Genomic DNA, 20,068 nt, shown 5'->3' with positions numbered 1-20,068 from the left:
CGGCGCCCCTTCCGCAGGGCTATCTCAGTTGGCTGACTCGGCCGTCACCATGGCCGGCTCGCCCCACCATCCCGGCAACCGCCGGCGCAGCTCGGGATGGGCGAAGCGGTCATCCAGCAACACCACCACGCCGCGATCCGCGGGGCCGCGGATCACCCGCCCGGCGGCCTGTACCACCTTGACCAGCCCCGGCACCCGGTAGGCGTACTCGTCGCCGCGGCCGAAGCGGACCTGGAGGCGCTCCCTGAGCACCTCGTTGAAGGGGTCCACCGGTGGCAGTCCCAGGGTGGCGACGAAGGCACCCACCAGGCGCTCGCCGGGCAGGTCGATGCCCTCGGCGAAGGCCCCGCCCAGCACGGCGAAGCCGATGCCGCGGCCACCCGCCGTGAAACGCGCCAGGAAGGCATCGCGCTCGGCCTCGGCCATGCCGCGGTGCTGGGCCCAGGCGGGAATCTCCGGGTGCGCTGCGACAAAGCGGGCAAACGCCGCCTCCAGGTAGGCGAAGCTGCTGAAGAAGGCCAGGTAGTGGCCCGGGCGACGCGCATACTGGGCCGCCACCTCCTCACCGATCGGCGCAAGCGAGGCCTGGCGATCCCGCAGCCGCGTCGACAGGTCGGCACGGATACGCACCTCGAGCTGCTCGGCGGCGAAGGGCGAGGGCAACTCCTGCCAGACGCAGTCGCCGGGCAGGCCCAACAGGTCTTGCTGGTAGTCGGGGGGCCCCAGGGTCGCCGAGAACAGCACCGCGGCGTGGGCGGCCTGGAAGCGCGGGGCCAGGAAGTCCGCCGGGATCAGGTTGCGCAGCGCGAGTCGGGCCCTGCCGCGGCCTTCCCGGGTCAGCTCGCACAGCGAGTGATCGCCGAAGCGCTCGGCCAGGCGCGTGAAGGCCAGCGTCTCGAACAGCAGTTCCTGCCACTCGACGGCGAGTTCGGGATGCTCGCCAAGCGCCTCGCTGAGCGCCGCGGCGAGGCCCTGCAGGGCGCCGAGCATGCCGCCGGGCAGCCCCTCCAGCTGCCGCCATGCGGGCCGCCCCGGCTCGCCGGCATCTGCCAGTCCCGCCTCACGCACCAGCGCCTGCCACTGCCGCTGCAGCCGACCCAGGGGCGCTTTCAGCACCGCCGGGGCGTCACGCCGCAGACGGCCCAGGTCGCGCTGGCGCAGCGCCACGCTGTACATGCCCCGTGCACGCCCCACCAGGTTATGGGCCTCGTCCACCAGCAGGCCGACCCGCCAGCCATTCTCCCGAGCCAGCCCGTGCAGCAGCGCGTGGTCGTCGAACCAGTGGTTGACGTCGCCGACCACCACGTCGCACCAGCGCGCCATCTCCTGGCCCAGGTAGTAGGGGCAGACGCCGTGCTCGGCGGCCACATCGCGCAGCCCCTCGCGATCCAGCCAGCCGCGCTCGACCGCGGCGAGCCGCGCCCCGGGCAGGCGGTCATAGAAGCCTCGGGCCAGCGGACAGGCCTCGCCATGACAGGCACGCCCGGGGTACTCGCAGGCCTTGTCGCGGGCGGTCAGCTCCAGCACCCGCAGCGGCAGTTCTTCAGGCCCGTCGGCGCCGAGCCGCACCAGGGCCTCCAGCGCCAGGCGCCGCCCGGGTGTCTTCATGGTCAGGAAGGCCAGCCGGTCGAGCCCCTGGCGGGGCATCGCCTTGAGCAGCGGGAAGAGGGTGCCCAGGGTCTTGCCGATGCCGGTGGGCGCCTGGGCCAGCAGCACGCGACCGGTGGCGGCGGCCTTGTAGCACGCCTCCGCCAGGGGGCGCTGGCCGGTGCGAAAGTCGGCGAAGGGGAAAGCGAGGTTCGCCAGGGCCGCGTCGCGGGTGGCGCGATGGCTCGCCTCTCGCTCGGCCCAGGCGCGGTAGCATCGGCAGCGCTCGGCGAGCTCCGCCATCAGCGCCTCCGCCGTGGCGTACTCGCTCACCCGCGTCTCGCGGCCGCTGCCCACCTCCAGATAGACCAGCACCAGCTCGACCTCCTCGAGGCCACGCTCGGCACACAGCAAGGCACCGTAGCTGCGCAGCTGGGCACGGTGCAGGGCACGCTGGTTGGCGGCCTGGCGCGCGAGGTCACCGCGATGGGTCTTGACCTCCTCCAGCCGGCCGGCCACCGGGTCATAGCCGTCGGCACGCCCGCCGATCCGCAGGCCTTCCACCTCGCCTGCGAGCGGCAGTTCGGCGAGGTAGTCCGCACCGCGGCGCCGCGCCACCTCACGGTGCCCTTCGAGTCCCTCCCGGGACGTCGGCGAGGGGGTGAAACGATGATCGAGGTCGCCCTGCCTGGCGGTGACGTCGCACAGGGTGCGCACCGCCACGCGCAGCGTCGGGCTCCCGCTCACGCCGACGCCAGCCATTCCAGGTGGCAGACCACGGCCGGGATGCCGTGGCGCCGGAAGAAGGCCAGCCAGCGGCGCTGGTTGTCCTGCAGGCGATCGCCGGGGCCCTTCACCTCGATCAGCCGGTAGCACGGCTCGCCCGCCGGGGCCTCGGGCAGGAACTGGACCAGGTCCGGCAGACCCGCACGATTGGCGCGCAGGTTGCCCAGCAGGCGCTCGAAGCAGGCGCGCAGGTGCTCGGCGGGAATACACTCCAGGGCCTGCTCGAGCAGCTCCTCGGTGAGTGCAGCCCAGTGGACGAAGGGGTTGGCGATGCCGGCCTTCATCCGCCAGTTGTCACGGATCGCCCGGCGGTACCGGCCATCCTCCAGGCGCGCCAGGCAGGCGTCGAAACGCTCGCGGCGGCGAGCAACGAAGTCCTCGCGATGGAGGTCCGCGGGGCCGGACTGGAAGGGGTGGAAGAAGGCCCCGGGCAGCGGCGCGAAGAGCGCCTCCCAGCAGAGCAGGCCGAACAGCCCGGTGATCAGGGCATTCTCGATATAGTGGACCGGCGCCGACGTGCGGTGCAGATGGTCACGCACCGCCACCTCGACCGGGTCAGGGCCGGGCAGGCGCAGCGTGAAGCGCTCGGGGGGCGGCTCGGCGGGGAGCGTGAGGGGAGGCAACCCCAGGCGGCGGCGCAGCCGCGGCAGCAGCCTGCCGAGCGCCTGGCTCTCCGCCTCGTCATGGGTAGCCGCGGCGAGGGGCTCGGCGAGCATCAGCGCCTTGCGGGTCTCGCCCCGCCGCTCGGCCAGGCGCAGGAAACGGATCCGCCCCTCGGCGCTGCCCGTATCTGCGGGCCATCCGGCCCGGGCATAGAGCGACAGCGCCCTGCCGGCCTGCCCCTCACGCTCCGCCTGGCGCCCCAGGGCGATACACAGCCGCGCGCGGCGGGCGGCCAGCCAGGGGTTGGGCGGCGCGGGAGGCAGCGCCTCGGCCAGCTCGGCAGGCGGCTCGCCCTCCTCCAGACGCTGGCGCAGACGATGCAGCGCCAGATAGGCATCCACCTCCTCGCGGCGCCGGAAGGCACGGGAGTCGGCGGCGAAGGGCACCGCCTCGAAGCGCTGGCGCCCCAGCTCGCTGAGCACGAACTCCGACCAGTCCTGGCGCAGGTTGCCGAAGAACATCAGCCGCAGGCGATCACAGGTCGCCATCACGCGGAGCCGTACCACCCGATCGGTGGTCTCGGGCCACCAGGTCTTGAGCGGCCGCGGCGCCGGTTCGCGCACCCGCAGCCCCTCGAGCAGGGTCGCCTTCCCCGCGGCGGCGGGCAGCCCCGCCGCGGCAATCTCCCCCGCCAGGGCACGACGCAGCTCGGGCAGCCGCAGCTGGACGAAGAGGGTCTCGAGGTCGATAAGAGGCGCCTCCTCCACCAGCCCTGCCGCGAACAGTGGCGCCAGCGCCGGGCCGGTATCACCGATCTCGGCATAGGCCAGGCGCGAGCAGCGGAAGTGCTCGCCCCTGCGCATCACCATGCGCACCAGCAATGCCCGGGAGGGGCGCGGCAAGTCGGCGAAGGCGGCGAGGAAGGCGTGCTCCGCCTCGCCCAGCAGGTCGCCGTGGCGCTCGGCCACCCAGGCCAGCACGAACTCGAAGTTCGTCAGGTAGTAGAAGGGCTCATCGAGAGGGGCGGCGACCGCCGAGGCACTGTTCATGCATCCATGCTACCAGCCTTCGGCGGGCTCGAGCACCATCCGTGCGTCGCGGATGCGGATATCGAAGCGATCGAGGAAGCTCATGCCCAGCAGGGCGATGTCGCCCTCGAGGCCCGGGCTGATGGAGCCGCGCACGTCGCGGGCCACGTAGCCGCCCAGGCTGACCTCGTCGAGGGTGGTGAGCGCGCCGCGCACCCGACCGTTGGCGGTGTTGAACCAGGCGCCGCCGGAGGGTTCGAGACCCAGCCGCTCGGCCATCTCTCGAGGCAGCGCCACATAGGTGGCGCCGGTATCCACCAGGAACTCCACCGGCTCGCCGTTGATGCGCCCGGTGGCCACGAAGTGGCCGCCGCGGTTGCGCTGAAGCACCAGCGGCTCGCCCTCCGCCATGGCGCTGACCAGATGGCTGTTGGGGTTGCGCTGGCGCTCCACGTAGCCGTGGAACCACCAGGTGCCGGCGGCGATGAACAGCAGCCAGAACAGCAGCATCATGCCGAGCCCGGTGCGGCGCACCGCCCTGCCCTCGTCGCTCATCGCGTCCTCCTCACCTCTCGGCTCAGCCCGGTCCGGCCGGCAGCACCAGGCGCAGCACCATGAACTCCTCCGGCTTCATCACGGCCACGCCGAGCAGCAGCACCACCCGGCGCCGGGCCAGGTCGTCGGGCGTCATGGTATCGCCGAGGCCGCAGCGCACGAAGTAGGCCTGGCGGGGCGACGCCCCCTGGAAGGCACCGGCGCGGTGGAGGCCGTCCAGGAAGGTCGCCACCGAGAGCCGCAGCGAGGCCCACAGGGCGGCATCGTTGGCGGATTCCGCGACCCAGAAGAGCCCCTGACGCAGGCTCTCGCGCAGGAACAGCGCCAGGCGCTGCACCGGCAGGTAGCGCCGCTGGTGGTCGGCAGGCGGCGCCAGGGTGCGCGCGCCCCAGGCCAGGCAGGCGCGTCCCGGGAAGTCGACGATGGCGTTCACCCCGCGGGGATTGAGCGCCTGGAGATGGACGCGGCTCACCGGCCGGACCAGGCCCGCGATGCCCCTCACCCGCGCCTCCAGGCCGGCGGGCGCCTTCCAGACGCCACGGCTGGCGTCGCTGCGTGCCCAGAGACCGGCCATGGCGCCGCTGGGCGGCAGCGCCAGGTGCGCAGCCGATGCCCCGGCGGGGGCCCGGGGGTCGGCCACCGCCACCCAGGGATAGTAGCAGGCCGCATGGGGCGAGGCCGGCAGCCCCAGTGAGGCCACGTCCGCGGCATCGGTGAGCGCCAGCCCGGCGGGCGGGTCGACCAGCACCATGCGCTCGCCCAGGCGCTCCGCCTGGTCGATCGCCGCCTGCACCACCGGGTTGCCGGCGGCCGCCCAGGCCTGCCCGGGCAGGCAGACCGCCGCGACGCTGCCGGGTGTCTCGAGGGTCGCCAGCGCCGCCAGGTAGTCGGCGTGGGTGGGGGCGCGGGAGGCGCTGCCCAGCGGCAGGACCCGCGCCTGCTGACCACCGTTGTCGAAGAAGAGGCGCAGCGAGGCACACAGCTCGGCGGTGGCCACCGACGGGGGCTCGTCGGCGAGCCATCCGGCGAGCGCCGGGTAACCCCGCAGGGTCTGCCCCGAGCGCTGCCTGTCGCCCTCCCAGCGCCCGATAAAGGCGGTATGGCCGGTGGCGACCGGCTCGATGGTGCGCAGCCGCAGCGGCGTCGGGCTCGCATGGCGGCCGGGTGGGTAGGCATCAGGCATCCGCGTCATCCTCGCCGCCCTCGGCGGCATCGTCCCCTCCAGTAAGCATCGCCCAACCGCGCGGACTTGGCGAGCTCAGACGTCGCGGTGATTGCGTGCCTCCCAGGCCGCGGCGGCGCGCTGGCCGCGGGCCTGATCGACGAACAGGCAGATGCCGATGGCGACGATGAACAGCGCCGCACAGAGCAGGATCGAGGCCTTGAGCCCCACCACGCTCTGCAGCAGGCCGAGGGCCACGATGCCGAACACCCCGGCCAGCTTGTTGGCCAGGCCCCAGAAGCCGAAGAACTCGGCGGCCTTGCGGGTAGGCGAGAAGAGCCCCACCAGGGCACGGCTGGCGGACTGGCTGGAGCCCAGCGAGAGTCCCGCCAGACAGCCCACCACCAGGAACAGGTGCTGGGCCTCCCAGTCGAGGCCGAAGCGCGCATTGAGCATGGCGGTGACCTCCGGGGTGGCCCAGATCGCCAGGATCGCCGCCACCCACAGCACCAGGGTGAAGAGGTAGGTGACCTTGGTGCCGATGCGGTCCTGGATGAAGCCGAAGCCCAGCGCCCCTGCCGCCGCGGTGACCTGCACGATGATGAACATCAGGTTGCGGATCGACTCGTCCCAGCCGATCACCTGGGCACCGTAGATGAAGGCGAAGGCGATGATGATGTAGACCCCGGCCATGGAGAACAGCAGCGAGACCAGGAAGATGCCCAGGTCCCGGAAGCGCTTGAGCTCATGCAGGGTGGTGGAGACCCGCTCCAGGGCGATCTCGCGATAGGGCTTGCCCGGCGGCTGGGGGGTGCCGCGCTCCTTCACCCACAGGAAGGTGGGAATGGCCGTGACCAGGAAGAAGGCCGCCGCGAAGGGCCCCACCCAGCGGATGCGCTCGAAGTTCTCCGTGGTGGCCTCCCCCAGCACCACCAGGGTGAAACCCGCGGCGAAGAGCCCGCCGACGTAACCCAGCGCCCAGCCGAAGCCGGAGATCTTGCCCAGGTCCTCCGGCGGCCCGAGGTCGGGCAGGAAGGCGGCGATGAAGGATTCGCCCATGGAGTAGGCGTAGTTGGAGACCACGATCAACAGGAGGCCCAGCACCACGTAGCCCGGCGCCACGAAGTAGAGCATGGCGGTGGTGGCCACGGTGGCCAGGTAGCTGGCGAACAGGAAGCGCTTCTTGGACGCCTGGTAGTCCATCACCGCCCCGCACAGGGGGCCGGTGACCACCACCAGCAGGTAGCTCACCGCCAGCGCCAGGCTCCACAGGAAGTTGGCCAGCCGGTATCCGTCGCCGCGGTCGCCGACGATCACCGTGGTGAACAGCTCGCCGAACACCACGGTGATGATCAGCAGCGTATAGGCCTGGTTGGCGAAGTCGAACATCGCCCAGCCGAGGATCTCCTTGCGCGAGGCGCGGCTCCTGGCGGGTAGAGGGCTGTCGGTCGAGCGCATCTCAACGTCCCTGTGGATAGCGGACCCTCACCATAGCAGCCCGCCCCGCCGCCGGGAATCTTCGCACCGCTACACCAGATCGCGGGGGATCGTCTCGTCCCAGGTCCGCGCATAGATGCGGGTATCCCCCTCCCAGGCGTCCAGGGTGGCACGGATGCGGAAGTTGTCGGCATCAGACGTCAGCAGGGTCCTGGTCAGGGTGTGAACCTCCCAGTCGCCGCGCCTGAAGCTGCGCTGCCACTCGGTCCAGCCGCTGACGCTGTCATAGTTACCGTAGGCGTACTGGTAACGCTCGGTGACCCGGGCGGCGATCTCCAGGCCGATATCGTCGATCCGGTAGCGCCCCTCGTCATGGATCACCTCCAGCATCGTCTCGTCGTTGGCCAGGTCGCGGATCACCCGCCAGGTCTCCTGGGTCGGCTGCAGCAGCGTCTTGGCCAGGGGCGGCGCCCCCTCGGGCTCGGCGAAAGGCGCCAGAGACGCATCCTCCTGTGGCCGCGGCTCGCGCAGCGGCAGCCATAGCCGGCTCTCGGCGGGCCACACGGTCAGGCGAACCGGACGTGGCGACGGCCAGGCCAGCGGCCAGTAGCTGGTGGAGAGCGCCAGGCGGATGGCGTGACCGGCGGCGAACTGCTGGGCGATATGCTTGAGCGGGATACGCACGCGATAGCAACGGCCCGGTTCCAGGGGCTCGGGGTACTCGTCGCTGTCGCGGTGGGTGAGGTTGAGCAGGCCGTAGGAGACCCGGGTGGCCTTGTCGTCATCGCCGATGTCCGAGAGGCGCAGCGCCACCATGGCCACCGGCTGGTCGGCGGCGAGCATCAGCTCGACCACCGGTGACCCGCAGATCTCCAGGGGGGCATCCAGGCGGGGGGTCTGGAAGATCAGCGCCCCGCCATCCTCGTCGCGCTGATCATGGGGCAGATCCGGCGGCGCATTGTAGGAGCACCACTTGCCGGCGTAGAGCCCCACCGAGAGCGGTGAGCGGATATCCAGGGTCGCCTCGCGATCGCCACCTGCCGCGCCCTCTTCGGGCAGCAGGTCGTGCCCCTGGGTCAGCCGCAGTGCCCAGGGGCGGATGTTCGGCGAGGGCCAATCGGGTTCGGCGACCCAGCGCCCGGGGCGTTCGTCGTAGCGGGCCGAGGGCGGGGCCGAATCCTGCATCCAAAGTCGCAGCATGGGCTCTTCCATGATCCCGGTCTCCTCGCCCTTGAGCCACTGATCCCACCAGCGCAGCGACTCCTGCAGGAAGCCGATGGCCGGGCCGGGCACCCCGAGATGCGGATACTTGTGGGCCCAGGGGCCGACCAGCCCCTTGCGCGGGACATCGATGCCTTCGAGCAGACGAAACACCGCATTGCAGTAGCCGTCTGCCCAACCACTGACGGCATAGACCGGGCACTGGATGGCCGCGTAGTCCTCGCAGACCGAGCCATGCTTCCAGTAGTCGTCGCGGCGCTGATGCTCGAGCCACTGGGCGAGCCACAGGCCGCTGCCGTCCAGGCGCTCGAGCCACATCTCCCGCCAGCGCTCCCCCACCAGCTCGGGGTCGGGGGGGCAGGCATTGCCGTCGAACATGGTCGAGGCCCAGGAGAGATTATCGGCAAGCAGGCAGCCGCCCATGTGGTGGATGTCGTCGGCGTAGCGGTCGTCGGTGAAGCAAATGGTGATCACCGCCTTGAGCTGGGACGGCTGCAAGGCGGCGATCTGCAGGCCGTTGAAGCCACCCCACGAGATACCCACCATGCCCACGTCCCCGGTGCACCAGGGCTGGGCGGCCAGCCACTCCAGGACCGCCAGGCCGTCCTCGAGCTCCTGGGGGGTATATTCGTCGGTGAGCACGCCATCGGACTCGCCGGTACCGCGGATGTCGACCCGCACCCCGGCGTAGCCATGGCCGGCCCAGTAGGGATGAACCTGGACGTCACGCTCGGCGGTGAGGTCGCGCTTGCGGTAGGGCAGGTACTCGAGAATGGCCGGTACGGGGTGACGCTCGGCGTCCACCGGCCGCCAGATGCGGACGCCCAGGCGGGTGCCGTCCGCCAGGGGAATCCAGGTCTCCTCCTCCATGACCCGGCGCGGGAAGTCGGTGACGATACGCATGGTCCTGCTCTCCTTGGTCCCTTGAATCAGCCCCTGGAATCAGCCCCTTGAAACCTGCTCCTGGCGGGATGCTCTCAGCCCTGGATGTTGTCGAACTCGAACACCAGGCGCGCCGCCAGCCGGTCATAATCGGCGAGCAGTTGCTCGGCTGACGCCGCACCCATCCACACATGCGCCAGCGCGAAACTGTAGGCATCCTGCTCGGGCAGCGCGGAGAGCCACTGCCCTTCCGCCACCTGGACGTCGATCATCGCGCCCGGGAAGTCGGCCTCGAGCGCGGCGACCTCTGCCGCCGTGGGCACCCGGGTCAACAGGGCATCGACAAAGAACACCCGGTAGAAGAACTTGGCCGCCATGGGAAACTCGCCCTCGCGATGGGGCATGTCGGGACGCCGTCCCAGCCCCAGGTCGATGGTGACCTGCTGGTTGCTGACGCCATCGACCTTCTCGAAGAGGTCGCAGTGGGATTGAGAAATACGCGTATTGATCTCCAGCAGCCAGATGCGCCCCTGCACCTCGTCCCAGTAGTACTCTACGTTGAAGGCGGCGTTGTCGTAGCCGATATGGGTCATGATGGTGTCGGTGAGCTCGACCATCTCGACCTGGATCGCCTCGGGCAGGCCCGAGGGATAGCGGTAGTGGAAGAAGCTCAGTACCTGCGGGTAGCGCAGCGAATCGACGATACCGTAGCTCACCACCTCGCCCTCGAAGACATACCCCTCCACGGTGCACTGCCAGCCGCCGATGATCTCCTCGGCCATGCAGAAGTGGCCGTCCACCGCGGCCACCTCCGGCGGCAGCTGCGCCTGCTCCAGCACGGTGTTGAAGGGGGCGGCGATCAGGCCGATGGCGTCACGCAGCTGCTCGATGGCATGGTAGAAATCTTCGGGGGTATCGATGCGAAAGCCCAGCCGCGAGCCCGAGGACTTGATCGGCTTGATGAAGAAGGGGAAGTAGAGCCCCGCCTCGCCAATCCGGGTCATCGCCTCGTCATCGAAGGGGTCGAAGGCGGTGAAGGCCGGAATATGGGCAGGGATCACCTCGCGCTGCACCAGGCGACTCCAGTACTTGTGTTCGCACTTGAGCAGGCTCGAAAGCGAGGTAGTGCGGGTGCCGAAGCGCTCACAGAGGATCGGCAGCATGGTCGAGACCGGGAAGTCCATGTAGCCGACGATGGCGTCGATGGAGCCCTCGAAGGCCTCGAGCTGTGCCGTGGCCTCCGCCAGCATGGCGGCGATGTCGAATTCCTCGGTGTCGTAGACCGCCTCCGGGGCGATCACCCCGTGGAAGCGCCACTGCCCCGCCCCCCGCAGCGTCTGGAGACGCTGGCGGTTGAAGTCGTTGAGCCCCACCACGAAGATGTTCTTTTCCTCGGTCATCGCCCTGTCCCTCCGTCGCGCGCCGGACCCGGTACCTTCGAGCAGCATAGTCCAGTGCGCGCGGGATGCAGGGTCAGCCGTGCCGGTCGGGCCCGATGGCGTCCTCTCCCTCGTGGCCGCGCTGCAGGCGATCGATGGCCTCGCCGCCCCGGCCGGCCAGGGTGGCCAGCCGATCGATCTGGTCATCCAGCCGCGGCAGGGCCTCGCGGCGATAGCGGGACAGGTCGTCGATGGCCCCCATCACCTCGCCGAAGGCCTGCTCCAGGGCCTGCATGTCGAGCATCGCCGACGAGGCCCGCTGCTGGATGTCCACGCCCTGCTGGCGAAGCGCCCGTGCGGTGCCGCCGATCATCTCCGAGGTGGTGGCATTGAGCGCCTCGACGCGATCCAGCACCAGCCGCTGGTTGGCGATGGCCAGGGCGACCGTGACCGCCACGGTCAGTGCCGAGACGGTGACGTTGATGGCGCGGTCGACGCCACGCATCAGCTCACGGTTGTTGCGGATGATCACCTCCAGCGCCAGCACGCCCTGCTGGCTCACCGCCAGCTGCTGCTGGAGGTCGACGATACGCTGGCGCAGCGGGAAGAGCAGCTCCTCCTCGAGGAAGCGCCGCTGGGGGTCTTCCTCCTCGCGTCGGGCGATGGCCGCCTGCAGCCGCTCGTCGATCAGCCGTCCCAGCGTGACCTGGCGCTGCAGCTGGAGATGGCTCTCGTGCAGCGACTGCTGGTCGTCGCCGAGGGTGAGATTGTCGCGATGCAGCATGTCGCGCCCCCCTTCCAGGTCGGCGATGATCGCGTCCAGCGCCTGTTGGGCCGTCTCGAACTTGCGAAAGTAACGCTGCAGGCGACTGCCGGCGCCCGGGAGCAGAGCCAGCACGCGATCCAGCGGACCCGGCGACAGGCGGTGCCGGGCCGGGTCCAGCTCCTGCATGCGGCCGCGCAGGTCGACCAGGGCCCTGGCCACGGGGCCGCCCTCGTCCCCGTGGTGGGCCAGCTGGCGCAGCGGCGTCTGCAGCATGGCGCTCTGGTGGGCAGCCTGCTGCTGCAGCTCGAGGCCCAGCTCGTCGACGGCGCGTCGCTGGCGCGCCATGGCCCCGGCATCGCCGCCGGCGACCAGCTCGTCGACGAAGGCATCGGCCTCGGCCGAAAGCGACGCGTGGTCTGCGCCGCCGTCAGCGCCGCTGCCGTCCAGCTGATGGGCGATCTCCTCCACCGGGGGCAGCGACAGGCGGGACTCGCGTTCGGGTTGCTGGGTCATGGGCACCTCTCGAAGAATCGGGTCGGGGCGTGGGAAGGGCCGGCCTCAGGACCGGCCACGCCCGTAGCGGTCGGCACGGGAGACGAAGCGACGCAGCTCCTCCAGCGCCTGCTCTGTGGTGACCGAGGCCTGGGGGCGCCCGGTCTCGATGCGCGCCAGGGAGACGGCCGTGTCGTCGAGGACAGTCAGCGCCGACTCGTTGCGGGCGGCCAGCTCGCGCAGCCCCTTCTCGGTCTCCTCGAGCAGTTCCAGCCGCCGCACCAGGGCGGCACGCTCCTGCGCCCCCAGCGCCCGGCCCTCGCGACTCAGGCGACGCCGCACGAAGTCACCGTCGACGTTCGCCACCCCGCCGGCCCGGGAGGCCATGGCGTCGAGGGTATCCACCGCGGCGCGGCAGACCTCGACCACCAGTCCCCGGGCGCGGGCGAAGGCCAGCTCGCCGCTGTCGAAGCGGCTCCCCAGCACCTCCAGCACATGGCGGTAGCGACTGTAGACCCGGTCGGCCTGCACCGCCAGGTCGGGGCGGCGTGCGTCGACCAGCCCCTGCTTGGCCCGGCACAGGGCCAGCACCAGGTCGTCGGCATCCGCCGGCGGCCGTGCCGGGTCGAGGACCGCCAGGTCGGCCTCGTGGGCATCGCGCTGCTGCTGCGCTCGGCGGCGGGCATCTTCGGACGCCCGCCCCGCCTCCCGGCGCTTGTCGCGCCGCCGAGCGAGCCAGCCACGCAGGCGACGCTCCAGCGGCAGCGCCACCGGCACCGCCACCAGCCCGGCGAGCCAGCCTATCAGGGTCGGCCCGAAGCCGCCCCACAACGAGGTGAGCCACAGCAGCATGCTGATGAAGGGCACCATCAGGGCGTAGCGCAGGATGACCTGCAGGCGGCCGGGCGGGTCGAACGGCACGGCCAGACGCGGATTGACCAGCCCCACCAGCAGCCACGGCAGGCAGGTCAGGAAGAGACCATAGGAAAATCCCTGCAGGAATCCCAGCATGGGGCAAACCATCCTTTATGCATCGGAGGGGGGCGCGGCAAGCGACTAGAGCAACAGGGTAAGGACCAGGGCCAAGCCCCCCACCAGCAGGGCGATGATCACGGCGGTATCGACCAGGCGATCGAGCCAGCGATCGAAGCGTGCGCCGCGGGCAGCGGGCACTCGCCGTCGGGTAGCCCCCCGACGGCGACGCTCACCCGCGATCGGTAAGAAAGACATGGCGGAAGTCCGATTTCACCACTGATACCCAGAGCGTACGACCTCCGCCGCCACGTCGCCATAGGGCGGCTCGATATAGTGGAACATCGGCTCGGTCCGGCCGGCATTGCATCGGGAGGGATGTGCCCCCATCAACCATTACCAGCAGGCTAACTGTTCATCCGCCCCAACCGGAGCCGCCATGTCACGTCTCGCCGATACCCCCCTTTCCGTTCTCGACCTTGCCCCGATCCGCGAGGGCGGCAATGCCGCCGACAGCTACCGCGAGAGCGTGGCCCTGGCCCGGCAGACCGAGCGCCTGGGCTTCACCCGCTACTGGCTCGCCGAGCACCACGGCATCGAGGGCATCGCCAGCGCCGCCACCGCGGTGCTGATCGGCCATGTGGCCGGGGCCACCGAGCGCATCCGCGTAGGCAGCGGCGGCATCATGCTGCCCAACCACCCACCGCTGGTGATCGCCGAACAGTTCGGCACCCTGGAGACGCTCTACCCCGGGCGCATCGACCTGGGCCTGGGCCGCGCCCCGGGCTCCGATGGCGCCACCATGGCGGCGATGCGCCGTGATCCCTATGCGGGAGTGGACGACTTCCCCCAGCGCCTGCAGGAGCTACAGGGCTTCCTCGGCGACGAGCAGCCCGGCCAGCGAGTGCGGGCGGTGCCCGGCCAGGGCACCCAGGTGCCGATCTGGCTGCTGGGCTCCAGCGGCTACAGCGCCCAGCTCGCCGCGCGCCTCGGCCTGCCCTTCGCCTTCGCCGCCCAGTTCGCCCCGGGCTACCTGTTCGAGGCGCTGCGCCTCTACCGCGACAACTTCCGCCCCTCGGAGGTGCTCGAGCGCCCCCACGCCATGGTCGGCCTGCCGGTGATCGCCGCCGAGACCGATGCCCATGCCGAGTACCTGGCCACCACCTCCCGGCAGAAGTTCCTGGGCATGATCCGCGGCCGTCGTACCTGCGCGAAACCGCCGGTGGAGCACCTCGAGATGACGCCCATGGAGGAGGCGCAGCTGCAGCAGTTCCTGGGGGCGGCCATCGTCGGCGGCCCGCAGACCGTGCGTGACGACCTGGAGGCCTTCCTCGAGCAGACCGGCGCCGACGAGCTGATGCTCAACACCGACGTCTATGCCCTGGAAGACCGCCTGAGAAGCTACGAGATCGTCGCCGAGGTGTGGAAGGGGTAGCCTGGAAGGAACGAACCCTGCCTCCCGGCTTTCCAAGGGGCAGTTCATGTTCGCGGCGCCAGGTGGCGCCGCCCCGCAGGAGAGTCATATGCCCGATTCCCAAGGCCCCCACCGTGACCCCCGCCAGAACCCCGCCTGGCGCGCCGCTCAGGCATGGCAGCAGCGCGCGCGCCAGAGTCAGGGCGGCGGCCTGCTCGACAGCCTCAAGATGCTGCTCGCCTGGTTGCTGTTCGGCACTCTGATGATCGTGGCCATGGTGTTCGGCCTGATCTTCCTGGTGCTGGGCTGGGCACTGATGCCGCTGCTGCGCCATCGCCTGAAGAAGCGCATGGAACAGATGCGCGCCGAGCAGGCGGAGGACGTGGATGGCGGCAGCTTCCACTATCAGGAGAGCCGCTATCGAGAGACGCACACCGCCGGCGGCAGCTACACCGAACAGCAGGTGCTGGAGGGTGACTATGAAATCAAGGGCGGGGAGACCCGGGAGGAAGAACACAAGGACGCCGACCGCCCCTGAACGGCAAGGCCCGCCAGCGCGGCGGGCCTTGCCTGTCGATCAAGCTGTTCACTCAATGGCTGCCCAGCGCCTCCAGGGTGCCGGCATTGGGACAGAAGTCGCAGGTCTCGGGCGCAGGCGTGCCAGCCAGCACCCGCGCACAACGCGCCTTGTGCGGACACAGGGTGCAGACCCGCTCGAGGTCGCGCTTCACGCCATTGCCGACCACCAGGGGCGTCATGGGATCGATGCCGTGGACCGCCATCATGCGCGGCAGCAGGTCGGTCGCCGAGCCCCCGTCGGACCAGAACAGCGGAGAGTCTATCCGCGAAAGCCCCAGGTCATTCAGGCGTGATTCGCGCCCGGCCTCGTCGAGGTCCCGCCAGGCCCGGTACTCGCGGTGTCGCCGCCAGGCACCGGCCATGGTGTGTGCCAGGCGTCCGGCCGTGGCGTGGATACCGTCGCGTAGTGTCGTCATGGGGAGGCCTCCTTCAGGTCAGATCCATGAGCTCACACTAGGCCAGTCCAGTCCACGCCGCCTTGACCTGCATCAGCCTGGCAGCGGACTGGGGACTCAGCCGACATCGGCCGGGCGCAATACCGCCACCGGGCAACGCACCTCGTGCAGCACCTCGTGGCTGACGCTGCCGGCCACCACCTGGGAGAGCCCGCTGCGCCCGTGGGTGGTCATGGCGAGCATGGTGTCCTGGCAGTCCGCCAGGTAGCTGACGATGGAATCCGCCGGGTCGCCGTGCAGCACCTCCCAGTCCAGGTCCATGGCATGTTCGGCGCGCAGGCGCCGCGCCAGGCCATGCACATAGCCGGACTCCATCACATCGGCATGGCCGCCATCCAGCGGCACCGCCGCGGCGGCCGCGGTGTCGATGACCTGCAGCAGCTGCAGGCGGGCGTCCAGCCGCTTGGAGAGTGCCACCGCATGGGGCAGGATCGCCTCGGAGAGCTTCGAGCCATCCACGCAGACCATCAGCACCTTTACCTGGCGATGCGCCTTCGCATCGAAGCGCGGCCCGCACAGGTAGACCGGCCGGTTCGCACGCCGCACGACGCCGGCGGTGACGCTGCCGATCAGCATCTCGGGTACCGGCCGCCGGCCGTGGGCCATCATGCACAGCCCCACGTCGTCGCGACCGGCCAGCCGGCCCAGGTAGTCCTTGGCACTCGCGTGGACGGCCACCTCGATGCTGGCGTCTGCCGCCTGCTGGTCCGCCAGGCGCGACTGCAGGGCCGCGCGCCGAGCCTCGACCCGCTCCTCGCCGGCCACCACGGAGGTCACGCAGAGCGGCACCGCCAACTGCCGGGACAACTGCTGGCCGAGCGTGAGGGCGCGCAGGGAGGCATCGCTCTCGTCCATCGCCACATGAATCTTGTCCATCGTCGGACTCCTCTGAAAAGCACTGTTCTTGAAGAATTATTCTTGAAGGATTGCCCTTGAAGAACTGCTCCTGGATCGCGGTAATCAGGACTGCTTGCGGGCTTGTGCTTGCCTGGCCTTGCGCCCGATGCCGGGCAGCGGCCGGTGCAGCAGGGCATAGGCCAACGCGCCGACCACCACCCCCCAGAAGGCCGAGCCCAGCCCCAGGAAGCTCATGCCCGAGGCCGTGGCGATGAAGGTGATCACCGAGGCCTCCAGGTGGTCCTTGTGGGCGGCGAAGGCGCTGACGTTGCTGGTGATGGCGCCGATCAGCGCCAGGCCCGCCAGCACCGCCACGAACTCGCCGGGCAGCGAGGTGAACAGCAGCACGATGGTGCCAGCGAAGGTGCCGCCGATCAGGTAGAAGACCCCGTTGGCGACCCCGGCCACGTAGCGCTTGGCGGGATCCTCATGGGCCTCCTTGCTGGTGCAGATCGCCGCCGTGATCGCCGCAATCACCGTGGTGATGCCGCCGAAGAAGGCGGTGACGAAGGAGGTCAGGCTGGTCACGGTGACGATCGGCCTGGCCGGCGTGTTGTAGCCGGAGCTTCGCATGATCGCCATGCCCGGCAGGAACTGGCCGGTCAGGCTGACCAGCACCAGCGGGATGGCCAGGCTCAGGGTGGCGTTCCAACTCCACTCGGGACGGATGAACTGCGGGTCGGCCAGGCTCAGCGTCACGCCCTCGAGGCTGGCATCCTCGAACACCACGGCCAGGACGACGCCGACCACCAGGAGCGCCACCAGGCTGTAGCGCGGGGTCAGCCGCTTGAACACCAGGTAGGTCAGGATCATGCCCAGGGTCAGCGCCGGCACCGCCTCCAGGGAGACGAAGACCCCGACCCCGAACTGGAACAGGATGCCCGCCATCATGGCGCTGGCGATGCCCGGTGGGATCATTTGGATGATGCGGTCGAAGGAGCCGGTGATGCCGATCACGAAGATCACCGCCGCCGCCGTGAGATAGGCCCCCACCGCCTCGTTCAGTGACAGCCCGGGGAACAGCGTGACCAGCAGCGCCGTGCCCGGTGCCGACCAGGCGGTGACCACGGGCACCTTCAGCCACAGGCTGAGGGCGATCCCCGAGACGGCGGCGCCGATGGAGATCGCCCACACCCAGGAGGTCATCATGGCCGTGGAGATCTCGGCACTCTGGGCCGCCTGGAAGAAGATCGCCAGGGGGCCGGAGTAGGAAACCAGCACCGCCACGAAGCCGGCGGTGATCGCGGGTATCGACCAATCCTTGTGAAGTCGCATGCAACGTCTCTCCGTCACACCTCAGGCGACGCCGAGGTGGGTGTCGAGGATGGTGGGATCGTCCTTCAGGCCTCGGGAGTCGCCGCTGTAGACCACCTCTCCCTTGACCAGCAGGATGTGCTTTTCGGCCACATCGAGCAGGTTGTCGATGTTCTTGTCGACGATGATGGTGGCGATGCCCGAGGCCTTGATCTCGTGGATGATCTTCCAGATCTCGTCACGGATCAGCGGTGCCAGCCCCTCGGTGGCCTCGTCGAGGATCATCAGGTCCGGGTTGAGGGTCAGGGCCCGGCCGATGGAGAGCATCTGCTGCTCGCCCCCGGAGAGGAAGGAGCCGTCATGGTTGATGCGCTGGCCGAGCCTCGGGAAGGTATCCAGCACCCGCTCCAGCGTCCAGGGCGACTCGCCCTGCTCGTTGGGGCGGGCGGCCATGATCAGGTGCTCTCGCACGCTGATGCCCGGGAAGATGCCGCGCCCTTCCGGCACATAGCCGATGCCCTGGCGGATCAGCTGCCAGGGGCGACGCTTCGCCGTCGACACCCCCTTAATGCGCACCTCGCCGCGACGCGGCGGCACGAAGCCGAGGATCGACTTCAGCGTGGTGGTCTTGCCCATGCCGTTGCGCCCCAGCAGGCTCAGCGTCTCGCCAGGCATCAGGGTGAGGTCGACGCCGTGCAGGATGTGGCTCTCGCCATAGTAGGTATGCAGCCCGCGGGCATCGATCAGCGGGGTGATCTGTTGCTGTGCCGTCATGCCGTAGCCTCCTCGTGGTGGCGCCCGAGATAGACGTCACGCACCTTCTCGCTGGCGCGGATCTGCTCGGTGGGGCCGCTCTCCAGCACGCAGCCGTCGACCATCACGGTGATGCGATCGGCCAAGCGGAAGACGCTGTCCATGTCGTGCTCGATCAGTACCAGGGTGTAGCGGTCGGTGAGGCTCTCGAGCAGTTCCGTGACCTGCACGGTCTCCTCACGGCCCATGCCGGCCATGGGCTCGTCGAGCAGCATCAGGGTGGGCGCCGTGGCCAGCACCATGGCGATCTGCAGCTGGCGCTGCTCGCCATAGCTCATGTCGGCGGCCGGCGTATAGGCACGATGGACCAGGTGGCAGGTCTCGAGCACCTCCAGCGCCCGCTCGCCAACCTCCCGGGCCCGCTGGCGGGAACGCCAGCTGCCGAACACGCCGCCCATGTGGATGCGTGCCGCCAGCTCGCAGTTCTGCAGGCAGTTGAGGCGCGGGAAGATATTGGTCTTCTGGTGGCTGCGGCCGATGCCCATGCGGGCGATCTGGCGCACGCTCTTGCCCTGGATGGGCTTGCCGTGGAACAGCACCTGACCCTCCGAGGGGGGAATCTCCCCCGACAGCAGGTTGATCAGGGTGCTCTTGCCGGCGCCATTGGGCCCGAGGATGGCGTGGATCTCGCCCGGCCGGACGTCGAAGTCGACGCCGTTGACCGCCACCAGCCCGCCGAAGCGTCGCGTCAAGCCCTGGGTAACAAGAATCGGTTCCTGGCTCATGGCTTAACCCTCCTTGCTCTGGGTAACGGGCCGCGCGGAGGCCTTGTCATCAGGCGTCTCTTCCTCCTCAGCGGATGTCGCCTTGCGCCGCCAGGGCGGATCGATGATCACGCCGGCGATGCCTCGCGGCAGCACCAGCACCGCGGCGATGATGGTCAGGCCCATCAGGATCGGCCAGTGCATGGTCAGGTGCTCGTAGATATAGAGCAGGATCTCGTAGGCGAAGGCGCCGAGGATAGGGCCGAAGATGGTGCCCATGCCGCCGAGGATCAGCATCATCAGCACCTCCCCGGAGGTGTGCCAACCGAGCTGGGCCGGGTTGGCGAAGCCGTACTGCATGGCCGCCAGCATGCCGGCGATGGCGGCGAGGACCCCGGCGATCACGAAGGCGACCAGCTTGTAGCCGTTGGTGGCATAGCCGAGCGCCTGCATGCGGTGCTCGTTGTCGTGGATGCCGTCGAGCACCTGGCCGAAGTAGGAGCGGGTCAGCCAGCGCAGGAACAGAAAGCCCGCGACCAGCATCCCCAGGCAGAAGTAGAAGAAGGTGTGGGGATCGCTCATATCCACCAGGGCCGTCTCGCCGACCGTGACATCGGGGCGGAACATGATGAAGACCCCATCCGTACCGCCGGCGAAGGGTGCGGTGCTGATCAGGTAGTAGAGCATCTGGCCGAAGGCCAGGGTGGTCATGATGAAGAAGATGCCCTTGGTGCGGATCACCAGCAGGCCCACCACCAGGGCGGCGACGGCCGATACCAGCATCACCAGCGGCAGCATCCACCACATGGAGGCCGGATCGAAATCGGGGCTGGCCAACGCCAGGGTATAGGCGCCGAGGCCGAAGAACAGCGCGTGGCCCAGGCTGACCAGGCCGACGATGCCCACCAGCAGATCCAGGCTCATGGCGAACAGCGCCAGGATCACCATCAGGGTCAGCTTCTCGAGCATGAAGTCGGACTGGCTGCCGAAGAGTGTCGGACCCCATAGTGGGAAGGTCGCGACGATGGCCAGCAGCACCAGCATGATGACGGCGACGCGCTTGGGATATCTATGCAACATGT

18 protein-coding genes are annotated in these 20,068 nt (G+C 69.6%); 2 read left to right on the top strand and 16 right to left on the bottom strand.

Annotated elements, in window-relative coordinates; genetic code table 11:
* Positions 1 to 24: 24 nt before the first annotated feature.
* The 10 genes from RAN53_RS00440 to RAN53_RS00395 all read right to left on the bottom strand — a co-directional run bounded on the left by RAN53_RS00440 (position 25) and on the right by RAN53_RS00395 (position 13,128).
* Positions 25 to 2,349, bottom strand: a complete 2,325-nt coding sequence (locus RAN53_RS00440) for an ATP-dependent DNA helicase (protein ID WP_305794847.1) — start codon at positions 2,347 to 2,349, stop codon at positions 25 to 27.
* Positions 2,331 to 4,025, bottom strand: a complete 1,695-nt coding sequence (locus RAN53_RS00435) for a VRR-NUC domain-containing protein (RefSeq protein WP_305794846.1) — start codon at positions 4,023 to 4,025, stop codon at positions 2,331 to 2,333. Before RAN53_RS00435 ends, RAN53_RS00440 begins: the two co-directional genes overlap by 19 nt.
* Before the next feature lie 9 nt (positions 4,026 to 4,034).
* A complete protein-coding gene (locus tag RAN53_RS00430) occupies positions 4,035 to 4,559 on the bottom strand; it encodes a TIGR02281 family clan AA aspartic protease (RefSeq protein ID WP_305794845.1) in 525 nt (174 codons plus the stop codon).
* 22 nt (positions 4,560 to 4,581) lie between these two features.
* Positions 4,582 to 5,742, bottom strand: a complete 1,161-nt coding sequence (locus RAN53_RS00425; RefSeq protein ID WP_305794844.1) for a phage tail sheath family protein — start codon at positions 5,740 to 5,742, stop codon at positions 4,582 to 4,584.
* Between the two features lie 75 nt (positions 5,743 to 5,817).
* The gene (locus RAN53_RS00420) at positions 5,818 to 7,179 is read right to left on the bottom strand and encodes an MFS transporter (protein WP_305794843.1); all 1,362 of its coding nucleotides are present in this window, start codon (positions 7,177 to 7,179) and stop codon (positions 5,818 to 5,820) included.
* 69 nt (positions 7,180 to 7,248) lie between these two features.
* Positions 7,249 to 9,282 carry a CocE/NonD family hydrolase gene (locus tag RAN53_RS00415; protein ID WP_305794842.1) on the bottom strand — a complete coding sequence of 678 codons (2,034 nt, stop codon included), beginning with the start codon at positions 9,280 to 9,282 and terminating at the stop codon, positions 7,249 to 7,251.
* A 74-nt stretch (positions 9,283 to 9,356) separates the two neighbouring features.
* On the bottom strand, positions 9,357 to 10,661 hold the full coding sequence (locus tag RAN53_RS00410) for an ATP-grasp domain-containing protein (RefSeq protein ID WP_305794841.1): 1,305 nt from the start codon (positions 10,659 to 10,661) through the stop codon (positions 9,357 to 9,359).
* A gap of 73 nt (positions 10,662 to 10,734) precedes the next feature.
* Positions 10,735 to 11,919 carry a toxic anion resistance protein gene (locus RAN53_RS00405; RefSeq protein ID WP_305794840.1) on the bottom strand — a complete coding sequence of 395 codons (1,185 nt, stop codon included), beginning with the start codon at positions 11,917 to 11,919 and terminating at the stop codon, positions 10,735 to 10,737.
* 45 nt (positions 11,920 to 11,964) lie between these two features.
* Positions 11,965 to 12,909 carry a cobyrinic acid a,c-diamide synthase gene (locus RAN53_RS00400; protein ID WP_305794839.1) on the bottom strand — a complete coding sequence of 315 codons (945 nt, stop codon included), beginning with the start codon at positions 12,907 to 12,909 and terminating at the stop codon, positions 11,965 to 11,967.
* 45 nt (positions 12,910 to 12,954) lie between these two features.
* Complete coding sequence (locus tag RAN53_RS00395; RefSeq protein WP_305794838.1) at positions 12,955 to 13,128, bottom strand: hypothetical protein; 174 nt, start codon at positions 13,126 to 13,128, stop codon at positions 12,955 to 12,957.
* 181 nt (positions 13,129 to 13,309) lie between these two features.
* Here RAN53_RS00395 and RAN53_RS00390 point away from each other — a divergent pair, with 181 nt between their 5' ends.
* Positions 13,310 to 14,305 carry an LLM class flavin-dependent oxidoreductase gene (locus tag RAN53_RS00390; RefSeq protein WP_305794837.1) on the top strand — a complete coding sequence of 332 codons (996 nt, stop codon included), beginning with the start codon at positions 13,310 to 13,312 and terminating at the stop codon, positions 14,303 to 14,305.
* 88 nt (positions 14,306 to 14,393) lie between these two features.
* Positions 14,394 to 14,822, top strand: coding sequence for a hypothetical protein (locus RAN53_RS00385; RefSeq protein ID WP_305794836.1), 429 nt, complete (start codon positions 14,394 to 14,396; stop codon positions 14,820 to 14,822).
* Positions 14,823 to 14,874: 52 nt separating this feature from the next.
* Here RAN53_RS00385 and RAN53_RS00380 read toward each other — a convergent pair whose 3' ends face one another.
* From RAN53_RS00380 to RAN53_RS00355, 6 genes are all read right to left on the bottom strand, one after another.
* Positions 14,875 to 15,279, bottom strand: coding sequence for a DUF6455 family protein (locus RAN53_RS00380; protein WP_305794835.1), 405 nt, complete (start codon positions 15,277 to 15,279; stop codon positions 14,875 to 14,877).
* A gap of 96 nt (positions 15,280 to 15,375) precedes the next feature.
* The gene (locus RAN53_RS00375; protein WP_305794834.1) at positions 15,376 to 16,194 is read right to left on the bottom strand and encodes a universal stress protein; all 819 of its coding nucleotides are present in this window, start codon (positions 16,192 to 16,194) and stop codon (positions 15,376 to 15,378) included.
* An 84-nt stretch (positions 16,195 to 16,278) separates the two neighbouring features.
* A complete protein-coding gene (locus RAN53_RS00370) occupies positions 16,279 to 17,490 on the bottom strand; it encodes a benzoate/H(+) symporter BenE family transporter (RefSeq protein ID WP_305794833.1) in 1,212 nt (403 codons plus the stop codon).
* Positions 17,491 to 17,511: 21 nt separating this feature from the next.
* Positions 17,512 to 18,243, bottom strand: coding sequence for an ABC transporter ATP-binding protein (locus tag RAN53_RS00365; protein ID WP_305794832.1), 732 nt, complete (start codon positions 18,241 to 18,243; stop codon positions 17,512 to 17,514).
* The gene (locus RAN53_RS00360) at positions 18,240 to 19,007 is read right to left on the bottom strand and encodes an ABC transporter ATP-binding protein (RefSeq protein WP_305794831.1); all 768 of its coding nucleotides are present in this window, start codon (positions 19,005 to 19,007) and stop codon (positions 18,240 to 18,242) included. Before RAN53_RS00360 ends, RAN53_RS00365 begins: the two co-directional genes overlap by 4 nt.
* 3 nt (positions 19,008 to 19,010) lie before the next feature.
* The gene (locus RAN53_RS00355) at positions 19,011 to 20,066 is read right to left on the bottom strand and encodes a branched-chain amino acid ABC transporter permease (protein WP_305794830.1); all 1,056 of its coding nucleotides are present in this window, start codon (positions 20,064 to 20,066) and stop codon (positions 19,011 to 19,013) included.
* Between the last annotated feature and the right edge of the window lie 2 nt (positions 20,067 to 20,068).

It is taken from the genome of Halomonas sp. SSL-5, from assembly GCF_030708455.1.
GTDB lineage: Bacteria > Pseudomonadota > Gammaproteobacteria > Pseudomonadales > Halomonadaceae > Halomonas.
The sequence above is the reverse complement of the archived record's forward strand: the minus strand, read 5'-3'. Positions and strand labels throughout refer to the sequence as shown.